Genomic DNA, 18,174 nt, shown 5'->3' on the forward strand with positions numbered 1-18,174 from the left:
ACAAAACTTTAGGTATCTACCATTATATTCTAAGAATAATAAGTGTCCGGAAATAGAACACATCAAAAATCACAAAGTGTCCATAAATGAACACTTTTCGTAGACGAGATCTAAACGATTGCGGTACGCTAAAAGAAAAATAAAGCGATCAGGATATGAAGCAGGAAGGCACCATATTAATTGTCGACGACAACAGCGATATATTAATTGCAGCAAAGCTTTTGCTAAAAAAGCATTACCAAACCATCATCACCACAGATAACCCCTTTGATATAGAAGCGCAGATTGCATCGCAGCAAATAGATGTGATCTTGCTTGATATGAACTTTAGCCAAGATGCTATTAGTGGCAAAGAGGGCTTTTATTGGTTAAAGAAAATTGTCGAACAAGACCCAAGCATCGTGGTGTTGTTAATGACTGCCTATGGTGACATTCAGCTTGCCGTTGACGCGATAAAAGCAGGCGCCGCCGACTTTATCGCTAAGCCTTGGCAAAATGACCAACTACTGGGTGCGGTTGCTGCCGCATTTGCTCATGCCAAAGACAAACAGCAGGTTGGTAAGCTCACTCGTCAGACGCAAGGGTTAAATCAGGCACTCAATCAATCCAGTGGTAGCCATCAATTTGCTTTTTTAGGCCAAAGCTCGGCCATGCAAAAGGTATTTAGTACCATCGAACGCACGGCACTCACCGATGCCAACATTTTGATCACCGGCGAAAGTGGCACGGGCAAAGAGCTTGCCGCCCACGCCATTCATCAGGCGAGTATGCGTCGCGACAATACCTTTATCAGCCTAGACATGGGTGCTATCTCCGAAAGTTTGTTTGAAAGCGAATTGTTTGGTCATAAAAAAGGGGCGTTTACCGATGCGAAAAGCGATAAGGTCGGTCGCTTTGAACTCGCACACGAGGGGAGCTTGTTTTTGGACGAATTGGGCAACCTGCCGATGGGCCAACAAACAACGCTACTTGCAGCGCTACAAAATCGACAAGTCACTCCTGTAGGCGGCAATAAGCCTATTTCAGTGGACATACGGCTTATCTGTGCCACCAACGATAATCTGCAACAAGCGGTTGATGAAGGTCGTTTTAGGCAAGATTTATTATATCGGATCAATACCATAGAGATCCGTCTGCCACCGCTTCGCGAGCGTGTCGATGATATTCCACTGCTCGTAAACTACTACCTTGAACACTTTTGCCACAAGTATAAAAGGCAGCTTGAGGTAAATAGCAGCGACATGCAATGTCTACAAACCTACCCGTGGCCCGGTAATGTCAGAGAGCTCGCACATGCTATCGAACGTGCGGTGATCTTAAGTGAAACCGAGTTTTTGGATATCAGTACCGTGATTGGCACTAATCCCACGGCGGCACAAGCAAGTATGGAAGATACCTCGGACACCAATACACTCACTTTTGAAGGCACTTTCAACCTTGAAGAAATTGAACAACGTACGGTGCGTGCAGCGCTCAAGCATTATCAAGGCAATGTCTCAAACGCAGCCAAAGCGCTCGGGTTAACCCGAGGGGCAATGTATCGTCGCTTAGAAAAGTACGATTTGTAGGAAGAAAAGAAATGACACGCGTTGCTCACCATCCCATCCTTGTTTTTTTCTTTACTATCATTGGTCTAGTAATTTCCAGTGGGCTCTCGCTATATTTGTATATACAAGGTGGCTTTTCGGCAACTTGGCTGTTGATCACCCTTATTACCATCACGTTTATTTCAACCTTATACTTTCAATTTAACAAGCAAAACAAGCACATGGGTTTTGTACTTAAGTCTTTAGCCAATGGCGATAGCTCCTTGGGACTAAGCCAACATCACCCAATGCGGCAACACTTAGAAGAGATCAAAACGCGGATCCAAAGCGCGCGGTTGAGCGCCGAGCAGCAAGCTCACTTTTTACAAACCTTGCTAGTGCATATCGACTTAGCGGTTTTGGTGTTCGACAGCGAGGGGAAGGTTATTGAATCAAACCCAGCGGTAACCCGCCTACTCGGTAAACACATTAATCACAGCAAAGATTTAGAAGATATCGCACCACTGGTTAATGAATGCGATAAGAGCTTGAAAACGATAGCAAATTGGCAATATGGCGAGCAACAAGATAACTTGTCTATACAAATAACATCAGCGCAGATCCAAGGGCAAATTCGTAAAATTGTCACCTTACAATCCATTCGTGATGCTTTACAAAACAAAGAGCAGCAAGCCTATAAACGCCTCACCAAAGTGCTTACGCACGAGGTAGCTAACTCTATTACACCTCTGTCATCCATTGCACAAACCTGTGAGGGACTCATGCCCGACACATTGAGTTTTGACGATGAAGAAGATAAACAAGACCTAACCTTAGCGTTGCAGACACTGGCAAAACGCACTGAGTATCTGGGCGCTTTTATCGCTCGTTTTAGAACGGTGAGTAATTTACCCAGCCCAGCGCTGCAACCTGTCCAGCTAGCGCCGCTGGTAGAGGGCATCTATCAGTTGCATCAACAAAGCTGTCATCAAGCGAACATAGACTTACAGCTTGATATTAGCCACTCCCAACTGGTGATGTTAGACACGGCTCAAATTGAGCAAGTACTTATTAACTTAACCAAAAATGCCATAGAAGCGGTGCAGCAGCGCAATGAAGAAGAGCTGCGAAACACCCGCCAAGTGGTATTAAAGACCGGAGCAAATAACGCAGGTCAGCACTATATAGAAATAAGCGATAATGGGCCCGGCATCGCAGAACATGTCATTGACATGATTTTCGTGCCGTTTTTTACCACTAAACAACAAGGCTCGGGGATCGGCTTAAGCCTCTCAAGACAAATTATGATTAATCATGGCGGCGACTTAATTTATCTTAGGCGCGAACAAGGCGCATGCTTCAGATGCGTATTTGGTTAGTAATCAACGCAATCTAGGTGAAGCAAAACATATTCGTTTGGTAATATGGGAGCCCTTGTTATTTGAGATCCTTCGTTGTCATTTAGTGCTACATTAAAGCTAAGGTAAAACTATCCAAAAGTGTGTAGTACTTAAATTGGCAGTCATAGTTAGCCACAATCGTAAAACCACGGCTAATATCGCTCTAAATGATTGAGAATATGAGGAAAAACATCTACATCAGCCTGACGCCCAAAAATACAATCTATATGCGCGTAATTGGGGATCACTTTACGCGTAAACTTAGCCTCACCAAAGGCAAGACAAAGACGTTCATAGGTTTTTTTCGTGCTCTCGGGTAAATAACATTCGTTATCTGCCCCGCTAATAAATAGCGTCGGTATGTTTAACCGGTTGATGTGTGGCATGTAAACGTCCTTGCCATCTGCATCGACCAGTTTTCCTGCTCGGCAAATTGCAGCAAGGTGCTCGAGGGTTTGAATATTGGCTTCGGCAAATAGTTCATCAATATGCTCATGCAGCAAATCGGTTAACTGGTCATGACGGTATAAGGAGGCGTACATAAAAGTCACGCGATGGCAGCTGTCATTGTTGCATCGCCCCTGTGCTTCAGCGAGCGCGTACAAGCCTAACGCCTTATCATACAAAGAGGCAAGCCCATTGCTCTGCTGTGGTACTCGCGCCGTTAGCGAGTCTACGCCCAGCCTTTCTAAAAATGAGGGGAGATGTAAACCTGTCTTCATTTTCGTTGCCATCGGCACCACCACGTCCGCCGCAATTTGTGATGCAACAACACTTCGAACCCCTGAAAGGCCGCTAAGCATAGACATAAAGAAGGTCGTAGCACCATAACAATGCACCACCGCCTGGATACTATCTGCTCCCGTGATGGTTCGGATCTTGTTCACTGCAGCAGGGTAATCGTATTTCGCTACCTGATCGCCATTTGATTGCTTTGCGGCAGCAGGCAACAAAATACTGACTCGATAATCCAATAGCCACACGTCATATTGGTTAGCGACTAGGTACTCGACTAAGTTGGTATCTATCATATCGGTGGAAAAGATACTCGAAGCAACTCCCAGCCCATGCACTAACATAACCGGGCCCTTGTCACCGCCACGATAACGAGTCAGCGATAGCTGCACATGATCAGCTGTATCAAACAAGTATACTTCAGGTGTTGGAGCCCTTAGCGGCCGTTTTTTGCGCACCAATTCACTACTGTGCGTTTTTTCTTGGTAAAAAATACTGCCGTAACTCTGATATAGTGTGCCCGCAAAAAATTGCCCAAAGCGCGCGATGGCTTTTAAGCGAGCCGCTTTACTCTCGGCATGACTTACACGAATAGTGGCAAGCTGCGTCACAAAATCAATCGGCGCTATCTTCATAATACCGTGACCACATACGGCCCCTTGAGTATCTTTTCCTTCATGAATATCAACAAATAAGGTTGTAGTATCATCCCAAAGATCGAGAGAGTGAGGGTCGTCTTTGATTAACTTAAAGGCATTAAAGAAGTACTGCTTGCCATCCTCCGCCATTAAATTCATTTTATAGATCATCTTCCGAGTATTTGGAGGAAAGGCCTGACGCTCAAACAAACGAAACTCACCATTGCGAACGATCAGTGGTTTATCAGAAAGCAGATTACACTCAACGCGACCCGAAATATGCGCTTTATGTTGTGGGTCGGTCAACATCACCTCTAGATCCGTCGAGGTGACCGTCAATACAAAAGACAGCGTTTGGTTTGTTTCTTGGCCCTGCTGATAAGCAGCCAAGTAGGTTTGTAAAGAGGTAGTGCTTGGCTCTACCACGCGGCTAAAATAGCCCTGCATTCGCTCTGTAAACGCCAACCCCGTTGTGGTCGGTTCAGCAGTACGGGAACGGCTTGACGGCAACTGATAGTCAATTTGCCAATCACGGTCCTTGGCGATAAGTGCACAGCAGCGCTCCGTCAATGCACTTATCGTAAGCAACGGATTGACCGCAAGCGACGTTGGAATGATGGCACCATCTGACACATAGAGTGAGTCGTAGCAAGCATCACTCTCTCCGGTAAACACTTGCCCTTTATGATTTACCACCCCTTCGGAACCCGTCTCAGCAAGCCGACAGCCACCTAAAGGATGAACTGTAACCAAGCGATTATTCAACCACGGTGACCAAATTGGGTTTTTAACATAGGTGCCACCGAGCGCTGCTGTCGCTTGAAGCAGCTTTTCACTCGCATGATGAAAATTAGGCTGAGCTCCTAACTCAGGCCAACGGATGTTCAACTTGTCTTGCTCTAAAGTTATGACACCTTGGCTATCGTCATGGCTCATTACTAAGTAGGTCTGAGTATGTTTTACCGCACCATGATAAGCGCCTCGCCATTGGCTTTGCCATACTCTCGCTTGCTCCTCCAAAGCGTCATAAAAACCATGATCCGTGTCGAGTCCAACTACACCCGCTGCACTTGCAAGCGCAGTTGGTAACACTCCTGCCATGGCGCCAGGTAAACTACCCTCTTCAATAATCATTTGTTGCGCGCGTTCGCTCGCTTCACGGAGATCGATTGCACTGGTGATACAAGGTCCTGTAGGCGCTTTGCCTTCTGGTTCTAGATTGCCAACCCCAACACCACCGATTTCGCTATCGCAGTTATAGCCAAAACCCAACATATCGCCATTACCGGTAAAATGCTGACCAAGTTGCGAAGAGATAGCCAAACCGCGACTTTGGCTACGCAATAAAATTTCATTACTACCCAGCGTGCCAGCGGCCAAGAGCACAATATCCGCCTCAACAAATAACGGTGCTGCAGAAAAGCATTCTGCGCCGGTTCCCATGTCTTGGTAAAACACCCGCCAACCAGAGTCGATTTTCTCAAGGTAGCGCACACTGGCCTGACAATAAATTTCTGCGCCATGATTCCAAGCATCCGGTAAGTAATTCATTCGGGTGGTATTTTTGGCATTGAAATTACAACCAGACACACAGTCTCCGCAGTTATTACATGCTTGCTGCTCAACACCCACATGGTTGATGCCACCTTCTGGGGTCGCAAAACATACATTTATTGGTACTTTATTAAAGGGGGCTTCTAATGCATTTGCCGACTGCTGGTGAGCCTTAAGTTTATTCAAAGTTGGGTAATGTTCAGGGTATAAGGCAGGCTTCAGCATCTCTCGAGCTCGCGAGAATCCCTCTTCCAACAAACCATCCTCATCATCTCTAATCGCGTGTGGCCATACTGGATCTCTCAGTACTGCATCTACTGGGGGCAAAGCAACATTGGCATTGATAAGAGAGGTACCACCTAAGCCACAACCGACGACGACATTCTGTTCACGGTGCATATGAATATCAAATAATCCCAAATGAGAGCCCTTGTGCCCTGTTTGGCTATTAAACTGCAACTCACCAGCGGCCTCCAACTCGGTATCCGGAAATTCTCCCGTTAAAAACTCGCGCCCTCGCTCAAGTAGGCAGACTGATTTTCCGGCTCTCGCCATGCGTGACGCAGCGATAGAGCCACCATAACCACTACCAATAACAAGTACATCGTAATGCGGCTGAATTGCCGCCAGAGGTGAAGAAATTGGTTTCATTTGCTTGATTCCCTCTTCTTATTTTCGCTCACCACCTTGCCCGTGGCGATGCTATCCGTGAAGTATCCTCCATCGGAGGCATACTGACCCTAGCAATAAGAGTAGAGCATTTATTGCACAATGGTGCAGTACACTGGTTAAATAATCCGGAGGATCAGCGGCAACAATAACAAACACCCCACCCCCAAAGAATTTTATTGTTTGTCAGCAAGGCTGCGCGATACCCCACCATCAACCCAAGGGAGCCCAGCTTTGGCACCAGCCAAAACAACAATCCAGAAAATAGCAGTGTTCCTGTGATCACCAACAGGCTCTCAGGCACACCACCGAGTTGATAACGGCTCAGCCAGAGCGCCAAGGCAATAATCACGCTTTGATGCCAGAGATAAATGGGAAACACCGCTTTATTGAGCCCCGTAAGCAGTGGATGAGGACGGTTAAGATAACGCGCCGCTAATGCTAATATCAACAACACTGCGCACACACGCTGTAACACCAACACAAAACTCCCACCCCAAGTAATGAAGGTAGTGCGCGTGTCTTGCTGCAACCAGTAAAAATGATATAAAAGCAAAATAATCATGGCGTTGACGGCACAAACCCACAGCAGCACTTTACCTTGTCGAGCAAGCCAAGCCCAAAACCGATTATGCTTAGCAAGCAGATAACCTGCGAGCAGAAAAACAAACCCCTGAAATTCTCTTTTGCTATCACCTTCCAATGCCAACTGAGCCCAGAGTAAGCTTGCAAAAGCCAGCACGCTTAGTAGATAAGTTAACCAGCGCAAAGTGATACAATGCCGGAGCATTACTTGAAGCTTAGAATTAAAGAAGATATGCAGTACAGCAAGGAGCAAAGTAAAACGCCATAATTCTCGCAAATACCACAAGTGATTGACATCGACATGGGGCCAAATACCGCTTTGATATTGACTAAATAAAGGGCTGTTAAAATCAATAAACTGTTTGTAAAAATCAACATACCCGAGCGTTAATCCAGCATTTTGCTGCATTTCTGCGTACAGTTGTACGGGCACAACAACCCATATGCCAAATAATAGTGGGAGCAATAGCAAAGGAGTACGAAAGAGCATTGCTGTGCATGCACCTTGTTTATCAAAAATATACCTAAGCGCAACTCCCGAGATAAACCAGATAAGCAACATGCGCCATGGTGAGATCAGTAACATCAGATATTCTAGCCAAACCGAAGTATAAGCACTTTTGTAGTGAAAACCCCAGTTAGGTACATATAACATAGCGGTGTGATAAAAAATGAGTATTGTAAATGCAATAACACGCAGCCAGTCTAGCTCTACTCGCCGATTTAAATGATCCATGTTATTTTCTTTTTGAAAGTAAACTTACCCCTACAGTGCGCCAATACAGCGTACAAACAAACGAATTTTGCTTAAATAACAATAGCTAGGGATAAACCGTGGAATAGAGGGATAAAATAAGTGACCGCTTTGCGTCCAGTTGCTAGAGTAAAAGAAAAACTCAAACCATGATGTTTTCACGTACCTTTATTCAGCAATACCACCCTTTGATGGCAATGGCATTACTCGCCCTCTTTCTGGCGATTAATAGCACCTTAAATGCCATTACTCTGATCATGGATGCCAACCGAGATGCGCAGCTCGATTTTGCGCTGTGGGAACCTTTCGTGTGGGAATATACCAGTGCAGCTGCCAGCTTAGCCTTAATTCCCGTCATATCTTGGTATTTAAACGCATTTCCTTGGCAGTGGCATAAACCTGTTAACGTCGCTTTTAGCTTTTTTATGGCCTCACTGTTATTTTGTTTTGGCCATGTTGGCATCATGGTGTTATTACGTGAAACGATTTATTTTAGTTTGCAACTAGATTACAACTTTCACCTTTCTTGGTTTGAACTTATCTATGAATATCAAAAAGATGCATGGAGTTTGGTGTTCTTTATTGCACTCATAAAAGGTTATCAATTTAGTGTCTCCCATATGCTTGGTGAAGCATCTCCGATAAAACAAGAAAGCGATGAAGGTGAAACACTCCACAAACCTATTCATCACTTATTGGTACGTAAGCTTGGTAAAGAATTTATCGTTAAAGTTGAAGAGGTTGAGTGGTTACAGTCGTCTGGAAATTACGTCAACCTACACGTAAATGGCCGCATTTATCCGCTACGCTCGACGCTTGCTACTTTATGTCAGCGCTTAGACCCCGTTGGCTTCGTGCGTATTCATCGCTCTTTTGCTATTAATGTGTCTAAAGTGGTAAGTATTACGCCGCTCGCCAGCGGTGACAGTGAAATCGCATTGCAAAGTGGGAAAGTATTAACGCTCTCGCGAACCTATAAAACACAATTTAAGCACCAACTAGGCCTTGAATAAATGGGCAATACACGATCAGTGAGCAATCGCGTGTTATTGCGTTAATCCCATTAATCAATGATAAATGCTGTAACGCTAAAGTTCATTTTGTATCCATTTCATCGCTCTACACTACACAGCCGCAACAGGTAAGGTGCCTATTTTTGCATTTGCACCGAATTTATATACAATCTTATGCGGTTCAGATGCCTCATTGGACTGCATAATAAAAGGATAATAAAAAAGGCTCTATGAAAAACCTCATCACTCCATTACTCGCAGCAATCCTGCTCCTAAATGGCTGTAGCCAAATACAGCAACCTCAACAGGATGAACCAACGCCAGATAACTCCGTGCAAACTGGTGTAAATAAGCCAAGAGAAACAGTTAAAAACGAAGCTGAAACCGTAGTTAAAGCATCGTATGATCCGCTCGCAACTGATGATTTATGGCTCCGCATTAAAGATCAGCTCAGCTTTGCCGATTCCGACGATAAGCGTGTAAAACAACGGATTGATTGGTATCTCAGGCATCCAAACTATATGGATACCATCAGTGAACGTGCAGCGCCGCTACTTTATTACTTAGTAGAAGAAGTCGAAAAGCGCGATATGCCAATAGAGCTTGCATTGATGCCGCTAATTGAAAGCGACTTTAATACCCAGGCCTACTCTCACAAGCATGCTTCGGGTTTGTGGCAACTCACACCGCTGATTGCAAAACATTATGATGCCAAGATCAACGCTTGGTATGACGGCCGCCAAGATATCGTAGACTCGACCCGTGTCGCATTGGACTTTTTGCAATACCTCCACAAACGTTTTGATGGTGATTGGTATCATGCCATTGCCGCCTATAACACAGGTGAAGGTAGAGTGCTTGCAGCCATTGAACGAAATAAAAAAGCAGGTAAACCAACTGACTTTTTCCATTTGAAGCTACCGCGCCAAACAAGTCACTACGTACCAAAGCTACTTGCGGCATCACAACTGCTAAAGCATGACTTAATGAAGTTTCCTAAGATCCCTAATCGTTCGTTAATCAGCGTTATTAAACTCGAACAACAAGCTATTTTATCTGATCTTAAAGGTTGGAAAGAAGTCGAGGTATTAAATCCAGGCTATGCACGTTTTCCTGCATTACTCGGCGGCCCTGAGCATATTGTAGTCCCCACAGCGCGCGTGTCAGAGTGGCAAACCATGCTCACACACTTACCAAAAATGCCCGCGGATACATGGCAACATTATACTATCCGACGTGGAGACTCTCTTAGCACCATTGCACAGCACTACTCGCTAACTGTCGCCGAATTAAAAGCCTTTAATCAGTTAAAGAGTGACCGTATTCGTGCAGGAAAAAAGCTAATTTTGCCCATTTTGGCAGACAAACAACTGGACTATCAGATCAAACACGGCGATAGTTTATGGCGCATTGCGAAACAATTTAATGTCAGTGTCGCTAAGCTAAAGCAATGGAATCAGCTTTCGACAGATAGACTTAAAATTGGCGATACGTTACTCGTATTTCTGTCGCCCTAGGGCGTAATATCAGTTGGATAAATATGTCAGAACATAATAATAACTCACACTCTGAAGATTTGACCGAAGAGAAACGCACTGAGCGCCTAAACCCATCTCCACATAATTCAAGACAAGCGAGAGGGACATTTAAACTCTCCCGCTCTAAAATGAACACCATTTTAGCCCTGTGTGCGATGTTTATTTCCGCAGCGTCGTTTTACGCCACCTACCTGCAAGCAAAGGCTGCTCAGGAGCAAGTTTCCGCAGCCGAAAAGCAGCTAAAAACTGAAACCTGGCCATGGCTACAATTCAGCTATAGCAACTTTGATTTAGACTCCACTCAAGCAACGATTAGAGTCGATATTCGCAATTCAGGAACCGGACCTGCCATAATCCACTACATTAAGTACGAGTTTGATGGCGAAAATTACTTTGATGTTACCGAACTGATGGACGCTTGTTGTAACCTTAACGCCTATCAAGCAGCGCTTAGTGATGCTCAAGACGAAGAATCAAATATCAATTATCTAAAAAAGTTTGGTTGGTATGTTTCCAGTGCACCACAGAAGATATTGCTGGCAGATGGCGACACTTTCAACATTTTTACCATGCCAAAAAGCAATTTTAATCGTGGATTATGGGACAAAATTGATGCCCATAAGTCGGTTTTTAAGGCAGAGGCCTGCTACTGTTCTATACTAAAACAGTGCTATACCACGAACGAAAAAGCAGTGATCACTGAGGTACCTAGTTGTTCAACGACGCAGATAAATTCTACCAAAGAGTAATACAGCATCTATTGCAATTTGAGGGCGAGGTACTACATTTGTACCTAGATGTGAATGCCAATCCGACGATTGGTGTTGGTTTTCATATGCAAAGTGTTGAACAATTTTGCCAATTACCGATGCGAGATAGGCGCTCCAAACGCTCTGCCACCCTACAACAAAAGCGCGATGAATACCGTAACATTAAGGGAAAACCCAGCGGCTATAAAGCTTCTTGGTATGCGCAATATACCGAGCTTACCTTGCCACCAAAGGCATCTAAAAAATACCTTGTAGAGCAAATCAAAGAGTTTGAACAGTACCTCATTCATTTTCTCGCCAAACAAGAAACTGGCAGCATCCCTTATCAGCTATTACCAACACCCGCTAAGATTGCGCTGTTGGATATGGCTTATAACCTTGGTACCAGTAAGTTATTTTTGGCCTTTCCTAATTTGATTAAAGCCGTCAGTGCACAAGATTGGTACAGCGCAAGTAAAGAGTGTAGCCGTCTACATATTAGCCCAGCACGAAACGAAGCCACCAAAAAGCTATTCCTCAAGTGCGAGAAATACAAACGCTATCAACTGACTTGGTTCGAAACTTTGGTTAAAAAGCTAAAGCGTTGGCTACATAGTTGACAAGCAATTATAACGATTTGCAAACCGAGTTGTTATCACCCTATAACAAACAAACATAATCCACTAATATTATTGAATAAATTTTATTTTCTTGGTTTTTGAACTTGCGAGTTTTTATGCTAACTTGACCAAGTCGCATCTAGGATATGTTGATTTATTGAGTGAGTCTCTGGCGGGAGTCGACTCGATTAATATCGATGCTTCTATACTTAGCGACAGGAAACGATTTGAAATTTATATTAACTTAAGGACAATATTATGCGAGAGCTTACTGTAGCAGAAACAGCACAAACAAATGGCGGTATACCTATTTTTATTGCACTTCCAGCAGGATACATCGCTCGCCGTTATGGCCGTCGAATTGTAGGGGGAGCTATAGGTGCAGTAGCCGGTTGGTTATCAGAATAAATAAAAAGGAAATAGAAAAATGAAAGAATTAACTACAATGGAAACAGCCCAAGTTAATGGCGCTGGATTTGTTGCTGCCTTTCTAGTTGGCGCAGCTTTGGGTGGATTAGCGAAGAAGCTTTACAATAAATACGCTTAACCTATCGGTCAGCTCCGTGTTCTGGAGCTGACCTACTTAGTAGGACACGAAATCATGTTTGAGTTTATTGAGTTTCTGTTGCCTGTGTTTTTCGTTTTTATTTACGTAGTACTGCAAGAGAGATGGAAGGAAAAGTGCGACTTACCTTTGAAACAGCATATTTTAATTGTGCTCGCAAAGATAACAATATGCCTAGTTTCTGTTGTGTCATTGGTGTTTATTTTTGGCAGTTGGCTTGGTGCTAGTGAAATACAAATGCTACCAATTGTTGCTATCGGATTCGGCTGCGCCTATGGATTAGCCTGTTATCTACTCGAACCCTTTTACTCTAAGAAAAGCTAAGGCCTGCTACAAACGGGCATAACAGGGGATGTATCAAACATTAGTTCTCATTAAAGCTTTGAAGAATATAGGAACTAAACTGAATGAAGTACATTGCATTATTACTATTATTAGCAACTAACCTCTCGTTATATCTTTATAACGGCGTGCCAAATTATATCTTTGTCTTGCTATTTAGCTGTTTACTTAGCAGTACACTCTATTCTATTTGGAAAAAGCATTCAAAATAGACATTTCAGCTCAAGAAGAAAGACGCTATTGGCTCATAAATCAGGCCATTTTCATTGCGGTGAGAGTGGTATAAGTAGAACTTCTTTACCGTGAGTGAGAAAGGTGCAATTGGCTTATCGATAGTCGGTTCTGGCTTACAATTTCGAAATAGCGTGATATGTGGTGAGAATGGATGCGGGTTGTGATAGAGGTCGCATTTTTCTCCAAAAGCACGCAATGGATTGGCTAAATCAAGCAAAGCTTGTGGTTTTTGTTCGGGCTTTAAGTAAAAAATGCCATTGTGCTGCCAGTAGCCATAGTCACCAAAGGTGAGTGTAAATTTAGGCACCGATAAACTACTAGCAAAATCACAAAGCTCAGCTACTTGTGACTCCTCCACCATAGCAAGAAACGCCAGTGTAAGATGCCAATTATTCGGCTGAGTATTGGCTTTACTCGCGCTCACACTATCCACCAGCCATTGGCCAATATGCGCTCGAGTGTCGTCATCCATGCCAATACCAAAAAATAATCGTTTTTGCATCTTACACCTATATTGATAATCTAAGGTTTAACTAACCGCTTACCTACTAAAGTTAGCATAACCCCAGCGGAGAGACACAATAAGCCAACAAATTGCAGCCAGGCGTTTTCTACACGCTCACTAAATTTAGGGCCTTGAAAACGATAATGCCTTCTACCATCGGTTACCGATTCGGTATAAGCGCTCCCTTTATAGTCTGAAAAAAATACCGTTTTTTTGTCTAAACGTTTCGCCATGGCAAGCTTAACTTGCTCCACAAATTCAATATCGCTATTCCTACTATGAGGGACAAGGAGAAAGCGCCATTTTCTATATAGTTCGACGGGTTCACCAGCTTGCAATACCCCCTGAGATTCATATTCAAACAGTTTTTCACTAAAAAATATCTGTTTGTAGCCACTCCAAAATAACCCAACACCGAGAGACACTAGCAAAATAGCTAATATCGCAAGTTGCTTATATTGCTTTTGTTTTGATTGTTGATGCTGCTTATACCAATATTCGATATCCGGTATTTGGCTTAGTTCTTCACGCTTTCCTTGTGTTGAAAGGGTTTGCATACACTCATCTAAGGATAAATTCAGCGCCGTCAGTAACTTTCTAAATACCTCGTTAGAAGGCACGGATTTGTCGTTTTCTAGTTTAGATAAATAGCTTTGCTCAACACACATTTGCTCCGCTAACTGGGGTTGACTTAAGCCTTTTTGTGTGCGGATCTGTTTAATAAAGTGTCCTAGTGTCATCACCGTCATCCTCGTTTATTGTTGTTGCGACCCGGCACATTCTTGGCAATTCTTTGATAAATACCAAGTTGAATATTTAGGAATAAGCATGAATATCATAGCATTACGAAATATTCACTGTTTGAATTGAAGTTTTGATTAAAAAGCACAATAAACAGGTTCACGTCCAGATCAATACAATGCCTTTTGGTGCAGCCGTGCACGAAACTCACTGGGCGTACACGCCTTCAATGCTTGAAAACGACGATTAAAATTAGAAATATTATTAAAACCACATTGATCCGATATCACACTAATGGGAGAGGCAGAGCTAATTAATAGTTTACAGGCCTTGGCAATACGCAGCTGATTGATAAATTCCGTCACAGTTCGCTCCGTGCGCTTTTTAAAGAAACGGTGAAAGTGATTGGTGCTCATGTGCACTTGCTGTGCAAGCTCATCGGCGCTTAATTTGTCGGTGTAATTATCATAGATATAGGCAATAACCCGGTCGAACTTGTCTTTCGCGGGATCATGGCGGGCGTCAAAGCGAAAGCCGTTACTGGCTAAATGTTGATAGTTCGATGTCGTCATCCGCGTTAACATTTCAAGCAAAAGCACAAAGCGCATTAACGGCTCGGCATCCGCGATTTGCTCAAACCACTTTTTCGCTTGCCGTGCAACTTCCACTGGAAATTTGACGCCACGGCGCGCTGCATTTAACAATTCAGATAAGCCGTGTAATTCAGGATGCTGAGCCACTAAAGATTCCAACCAGTGCGCAGGTATTTGTGCAACATGGACAACGTGAGCGGAGTGATCCGGATTCGGTTTTGACTGCCAAGTATGTGGTAAGTCAGGGCCTAGGATAACCAAATCTAAGTCTTCGTAAGGGGCGATATGATCACCCACGTGACATACACCGACACTGTTGAGCGTCAAACAGATCTCATATTCCGGATGATAGTGCCAATTAAAGGGAATTTCGGGCAATTGATACAGGCAATAACGCCATGAACATCCAGGAGATGGTAGTACTTTCTCGTACATCGCGCGCATAGCAATTTCCTTTTACATTAATAAACTTATTTAAAATCGACATGTTATAAACTTTAAAACAACTACTCGTTACACCTCGTTGCATATCATGCAAATTCAATCACCAACCAATATTAATCTATCGAAATATAGCGACAGCCTGAAGTGCAGTGAAGTATTTTTGTCAAATTACTCTCATTTAAGCGTGAAAAGTATCATTAGTAGATAGAAATATACCGCTTAAAAAACACCCAAGGCGATACCCTAGCTTCTGCCAACAACAAATAGGAACAATGGGCAGAACAATGAAAACAACTAAGTTGAAGCAATTTAAATTGAATAAACTTGCCGCCATCGTGACAGCAAGTACCTTATCACCACTTTTACTCACCGCTGCACCATCAGCATTAGCCGAAGAACAAAGCGCAACTGAAAAAGTCGAAGTAATTGAAGTAAGAGGCATTCGCCGCTCGCTTGAAGCTTCAATGAACACCAAGCGCTTTGCAGATGGTATTGTTGATGCTATCACCTCGGAAGATATTGGTAAGTTTCCCGACAAAAACATTGGTGATGCGCTACAGCGTATTTCTGGGGTCACGGTCGACCGCCAATATGGTGAAGTAAGTGGTGTTACTATCCGTGGTACCGCGCCCGAGCAATCGCGTATTTTATTAAATGGCCAATCGGTCGCCAGTACCGATTGGTATGATTTGGGTCCATCGACGCGTACTTTTAACATGGAGCTGTTATCAGCAGAGCAAGTTTCGGCAGTGAACGTCTACAAAACGCCTGAAGCAAACCTTGAAGAAGGTGCGCTGGGTGGTACAGTGAATCTTGTCACGCGTAAACCACTGGACTTAGATGCACACACTTACATGGTGTCAGCAGAAATGGGCCGCTCTACTTTGTATGATGAAAATGATATAAGTGGCTCATTTTTAGGTAGCTGGAAAAGTGACGATGAAAAATTTGGTGTGCTCGCAGCATACTCTGTTGAGAACCTGACTTCAGGCCGTCACGTTATTGAGTCCATTGGTGGCTACTATGAATATTTTGCGGCGGATCAAGATACGGGACAAGCATCTACAGTGGGCGCTTGGGCAATCGGCTCACAAGCATTTAGAGCTGAGCGCGAGCGCACCAGCGCGCAACTCACGGCGCAATTTGCACCAAGCGATAACACCGAATTTGCGGTAGACTACTTTCGCTTTGAGTTTGACAACCCACATGTAAACCATAACTTCCTTACCGTAAGTGCCCGTGGTGCAGGTGCTGTTGATGTACAAAACAACGCTGCAGGCGGTACACAACGCGCACGTATTTTGCCAGCTTACGCGAACATTATATACAACCCTACTGTTCGTAACGCCGTAAACATGGAAGTCGATGTCTTAAACTTCAGTGGTAAATACGTCGGTGATACTTTCGAGGTAAGCGGTGTTATTGGTCGATCTACATCTGATGGTGGTACACAGTTTGGTTCCTCAAGTTGGTGGATCCCGGCAACGGATGAGGGTGGAAAAATTGGCGATCCAGCCTTCCCTAATGGTCAAAATAGTACTGACGGCGGCTTTACTTACGATGCCACAGGCCCTTATCAAATTTGGTTTGATTCGCTAGACCCAACCGATGCCTCACAGCTCAAATTTGCTCATGAATCAAACTTCCAAACTACGATTCAAGAACATGAGGTAAGTTATGCGCAAGCCGATATCAAATGGATGCTAGAGCATGATTACTTCAAGAACATCAAAGCAGGTGTGAAGGTTAATAAAAACGAATTTGCACGTATCGCAATACAAAGAAATCCAGCGGATGTTGTTGGTTTTGTCCCTGATGGTAATAGCTTAGCTAACTGGAGTGATGGTATTTTTACCAATCTTCATTCGCAAACAGGCGGACATATTCTTAACTCATACGCCAAGCTCGATGAAGATAAGTGGTGGGATTTTATCACTGGTAAGTATGAGGCGGGTGAATTAATTGAGCAGCAAGATTTTGGTAAAACCTACAATGTCGAAGAAGATATGCTCGCTATCTATGTGCAAAGTGAATTCAGCGGTGAAAACTTCCGCGGTAATATCGGCTTACGCTATGTGGATACAGAACAACAGTCCAGCGGCTATGTTGATAACACGGTGTTCGATGAAACGGTTGACTACGACAACTGGCTACCGAGCATCAACTTCGCTTATGACTACAGCGACGATATTATCATCCGTGCGGCCGCCTCCAGCGTTATGTCTCGAGTTAATTATAACGACTTAAAACCAGGTCTAGCGATTGATGCCAACTTTGGTTCTGCCACCGGTGGTAACCCGAACCTTAAACCTTATGAAGCAGATCAAGCAGATATTAGCGTCGAATATTACTTTACCGAAGCTTCCTTGTTCTCAGCAGCCGTTTTTGTGAAGAAAATTGACAACGTTGTCTTTTCTACTGAAGCGATTGAATATGTAGACGGATGCGGTACCGACCCTTCTAAGTATGATCAATGCCGAGTCACACGCCCACGTAGTAACGGAGACGGTGACGTAACAGGGATAGAACTGCAGCTTCAACATAGCTTTGATAATGGCTTTGGCTTTATTACTAACTACACCTACGTGGATAGTGAAACCACCACACCAGATAATGCAAAAGAAATGGTGCCGGGAGTATCTGAAAACTCATTTAACGGCTCGCTATTTTTCGAAAACGAGCAGTTCAGTGCACGTATCGCTTATAACTGGCGTAGTGAATGGATTGGCGTCGGTGCAGCACAAGCGGTGCGCAACGATAGCTACCAACAATGGGATGCATCTTTGGTGTGGCATGCAATGGAAAATCTGGATGTCAGCTTAGAGGGTGTAAACCTGACCAATGAGGTTATTCAATCTTACGACACCAACTACAACTTAACGCAGAACACCATTGAATTTGGTACGCGTTATTACCTTGGCGTCAGCTATAAGTTCTAACCTCGGAGCCCCAGTCGCTTGCGGCTGGGG

Annotated in this window: 14 protein-coding genes; 9 read left to right on the plus strand and 5 right to left on the minus strand. The window is 43.9% G+C overall.

The window, feature by feature from the left end; genetic code table 11:
• Nucleotides 1-155 precede the first annotated feature (155 nt).
• Both GSF13_RS23995 and GSF13_RS24000 read left to right on the plus strand, forming a co-directional pair.
• Nucleotides 156-1,568, plus strand: coding sequence for a sigma-54 dependent transcriptional regulator (locus GSF13_RS23995; RefSeq protein ID WP_211867334.1), 1,413 nt, complete (start codon nucleotides 156-158; stop codon nucleotides 1,566-1,568).
• Nucleotides 1,569-1,579: 11 nt separating this feature from the next.
• The gene (locus tag GSF13_RS24000; protein WP_211867336.1) at nucleotides 1,580-2,905 is read left to right on the plus strand and encodes an ATP-binding protein; all 1,326 of its coding nucleotides are present in this window, start codon (nucleotides 1,580-1,582) and stop codon (nucleotides 2,903-2,905) included.
• Between the two features lie 173 nt (nucleotides 2,906-3,078).
• Here the strand turns inward: GSF13_RS24000 and GSF13_RS24005 are convergent, their stop codons facing one another.
• A complete protein-coding gene (locus GSF13_RS24005) occupies nucleotides 3,079-6,504 on the minus strand; it encodes a GMC oxidoreductase (RefSeq protein WP_211867338.1) in 3,426 nt (1,141 codons plus the stop codon).
• A gap of 154 nt (nucleotides 6,505-6,658) precedes the next feature.
• Complete coding sequence (locus tag GSF13_RS24010) at nucleotides 6,659-7,843, minus strand: acyltransferase (RefSeq protein WP_249122734.1); 1,185 nt, start codon at nucleotides 7,841-7,843, stop codon at nucleotides 6,659-6,661.
• Between the two features lie 167 nt (nucleotides 7,844-8,010).
• Here GSF13_RS24010 and GSF13_RS24015 point away from each other — a divergent pair, with 167 nt between their 5' ends.
• From GSF13_RS24015 to GSF13_RS24040, 6 genes are all read left to right on the plus strand, one after another.
• Nucleotides 8,011-8,874, plus strand: a complete 864-nt coding sequence (locus GSF13_RS24015) for a LytTR family DNA-binding domain-containing protein (RefSeq protein WP_010606977.1) — start codon at nucleotides 8,011-8,013, stop codon at nucleotides 8,872-8,874.
• Between the two features lie 230 nt (nucleotides 8,875-9,104).
• Nucleotides 9,105-10,391 carry a LysM peptidoglycan-binding domain-containing protein gene (locus tag GSF13_RS24020; RefSeq protein ID WP_211867340.1) on the plus strand — a complete coding sequence of 429 codons (1,287 nt, stop codon included), beginning with the start codon at nucleotides 9,105-9,107 and terminating at the stop codon, nucleotides 10,389-10,391.
• A gap of 23 nt (nucleotides 10,392-10,414) precedes the next feature.
• Entirely contained in the window at nucleotides 10,415-11,161 is a 747-nt protein-coding gene (locus GSF13_RS24025) for a hypothetical protein (protein WP_211867342.1), read from the plus strand.
• Nucleotides 11,162-11,172: 11 nt separating this feature from the next.
• Entirely contained in the window at nucleotides 11,173-11,781 is a 609-nt protein-coding gene (locus GSF13_RS24030; RefSeq protein ID WP_249122735.1) for a hypothetical protein, read from the plus strand.
• 258 nt (nucleotides 11,782-12,039) lie between these two features.
• Entirely contained in the window at nucleotides 12,040-12,189 is a 150-nt protein-coding gene (locus GSF13_RS24035) for a hypothetical protein (protein WP_206473545.1), read from the plus strand.
• A gap of 193 nt (nucleotides 12,190-12,382) precedes the next feature.
• On the plus strand, nucleotides 12,383-12,670 hold the full coding sequence (locus GSF13_RS24040; protein ID WP_193521935.1) for a hypothetical protein: 288 nt from the start codon (nucleotides 12,383-12,385) through the stop codon (nucleotides 12,668-12,670).
• A gap of 235 nt (nucleotides 12,671-12,905) precedes the next feature.
• On the opposite strand, the gene thpR is transcribed toward GSF13_RS24040, so the two are convergent.
• The 3 genes from thpR to GSF13_RS24055 all read right to left on the minus strand — a co-directional run bounded on the left by thpR (nucleotide 12,906) and on the right by GSF13_RS24055 (nucleotide 15,205).
• Nucleotides 12,906-13,424 carry an RNA 2',3'-cyclic phosphodiesterase gene (gene thpR / locus GSF13_RS24045; RefSeq protein WP_193521934.1) on the minus strand — a complete coding sequence of 173 codons (519 nt, stop codon included), beginning with the start codon at nucleotides 13,422-13,424 and terminating at the stop codon, nucleotides 12,906-12,908.
• 20 nt (nucleotides 13,425-13,444) lie between these two features.
• Nucleotides 13,445-14,167 (minus strand): helix-turn-helix domain-containing protein, encoded by a 723-nt coding sequence (locus tag GSF13_RS24050; protein ID WP_211867347.1) that lies wholly within the window; start codon nucleotides 14,165-14,167, stop codon nucleotides 13,445-13,447.
• 171 nt (nucleotides 14,168-14,338) lie between these two features.
• Nucleotides 14,339-15,205, minus strand: a complete 867-nt coding sequence (locus GSF13_RS24055) for an AraC family transcriptional regulator (protein ID WP_010606984.1) — start codon at nucleotides 15,203-15,205, stop codon at nucleotides 14,339-14,341.
• Nucleotides 15,206-15,489: 284 nt separating this feature from the next.
• Between GSF13_RS24055 and GSF13_RS24060 the strand changes: the two genes are divergently transcribed.
• The gene (locus GSF13_RS24060; protein ID WP_211867349.1) at nucleotides 15,490-18,144 is read left to right on the plus strand and encodes a TonB-dependent receptor; all 2,655 of its coding nucleotides are present in this window, start codon (nucleotides 15,490-15,492) and stop codon (nucleotides 18,142-18,144) included.
• The last annotated feature ends 30 nt before the right edge of the window (nucleotides 18,145-18,174 follow it).

Origin of the sequence: Pseudoalteromonas sp. M8 (assembly GCF_018141365.1) — a bacterium.
In the GTDB taxonomy this organism is placed as follows: Bacteria; Pseudomonadota; Gammaproteobacteria; order Enterobacterales; family Alteromonadaceae; genus Pseudoalteromonas.

Excerpts from the sequence above, each read along its gene's own strand:
- GSF13_RS24015 (WP_010606977.1), top strand. The coding sequence starts at position 8,011 with ATGATGTTTTCACGTACCTTTATTCAGCAATACCACCCTTTGATGGCA.
- GSF13_RS24060 (WP_211867349.1), top strand. The coding sequence starts at position 15,490 with ATGAAAACAACTAAGTTGAAGCAATTTAAATTGAATAAACTTGCCGCC.
- GSF13_RS24000 (WP_211867336.1), top strand. The coding sequence starts at position 1,580 with ATGACACGCGTTGCTCACCATCCCATCCTTGTTTTTTTCTTTACTATC.
- GSF13_RS24055 (WP_010606984.1), bottom strand. The coding sequence starts at position 15,205 with ATGCGCGCGATGTACGAGAAAGTACTACCATCTCCTGGATGTTCATGG.
- GSF13_RS23995 (WP_211867334.1), top strand. The coding sequence starts at position 156 with ATGAAGCAGGAAGGCACCATATTAATTGTCGACGACAACAGCGATATA.
- GSF13_RS24005 (WP_211867338.1), bottom strand. The coding sequence starts at position 6,504 with ATGAAACCAATTTCTTCACCTCTGGCGGCAATTCAGCCGCATTACGAT.
- GSF13_RS24035 (WP_206473545.1), top strand. The coding sequence starts at position 12,040 with ATGCGAGAGCTTACTGTAGCAGAAACAGCACAAACAAATGGCGGTATA.
- GSF13_RS24020 (WP_211867340.1), top strand. The coding sequence starts at position 9,105 with ATGAAAAACCTCATCACTCCATTACTCGCAGCAATCCTGCTCCTAAAT.
- GSF13_RS24040 (WP_193521935.1), top strand. The coding sequence starts at position 12,383 with ATGTTTGAGTTTATTGAGTTTCTGTTGCCTGTGTTTTTCGTTTTTATT.
- GSF13_RS24025 (WP_211867342.1), top strand. The coding sequence starts at position 10,415 with ATGTCAGAACATAATAATAACTCACACTCTGAAGATTTGACCGAAGAG.
- GSF13_RS24050 (WP_211867347.1), bottom strand. The coding sequence starts at position 14,167 with ATGACACTAGGACACTTTATTAAACAGATCCGCACACAAAAAGGCTTA.
- thpR (WP_193521934.1), bottom strand. The coding sequence starts at position 13,424 with ATGCAAAAACGATTATTTTTTGGTATTGGCATGGATGACGACACTCGA.
- GSF13_RS24010 (WP_249122734.1), bottom strand. The coding sequence starts at position 7,843 with ATGGATCATTTAAATCGGCGAGTAGAGCTAGACTGGCTGCGTGTTATT.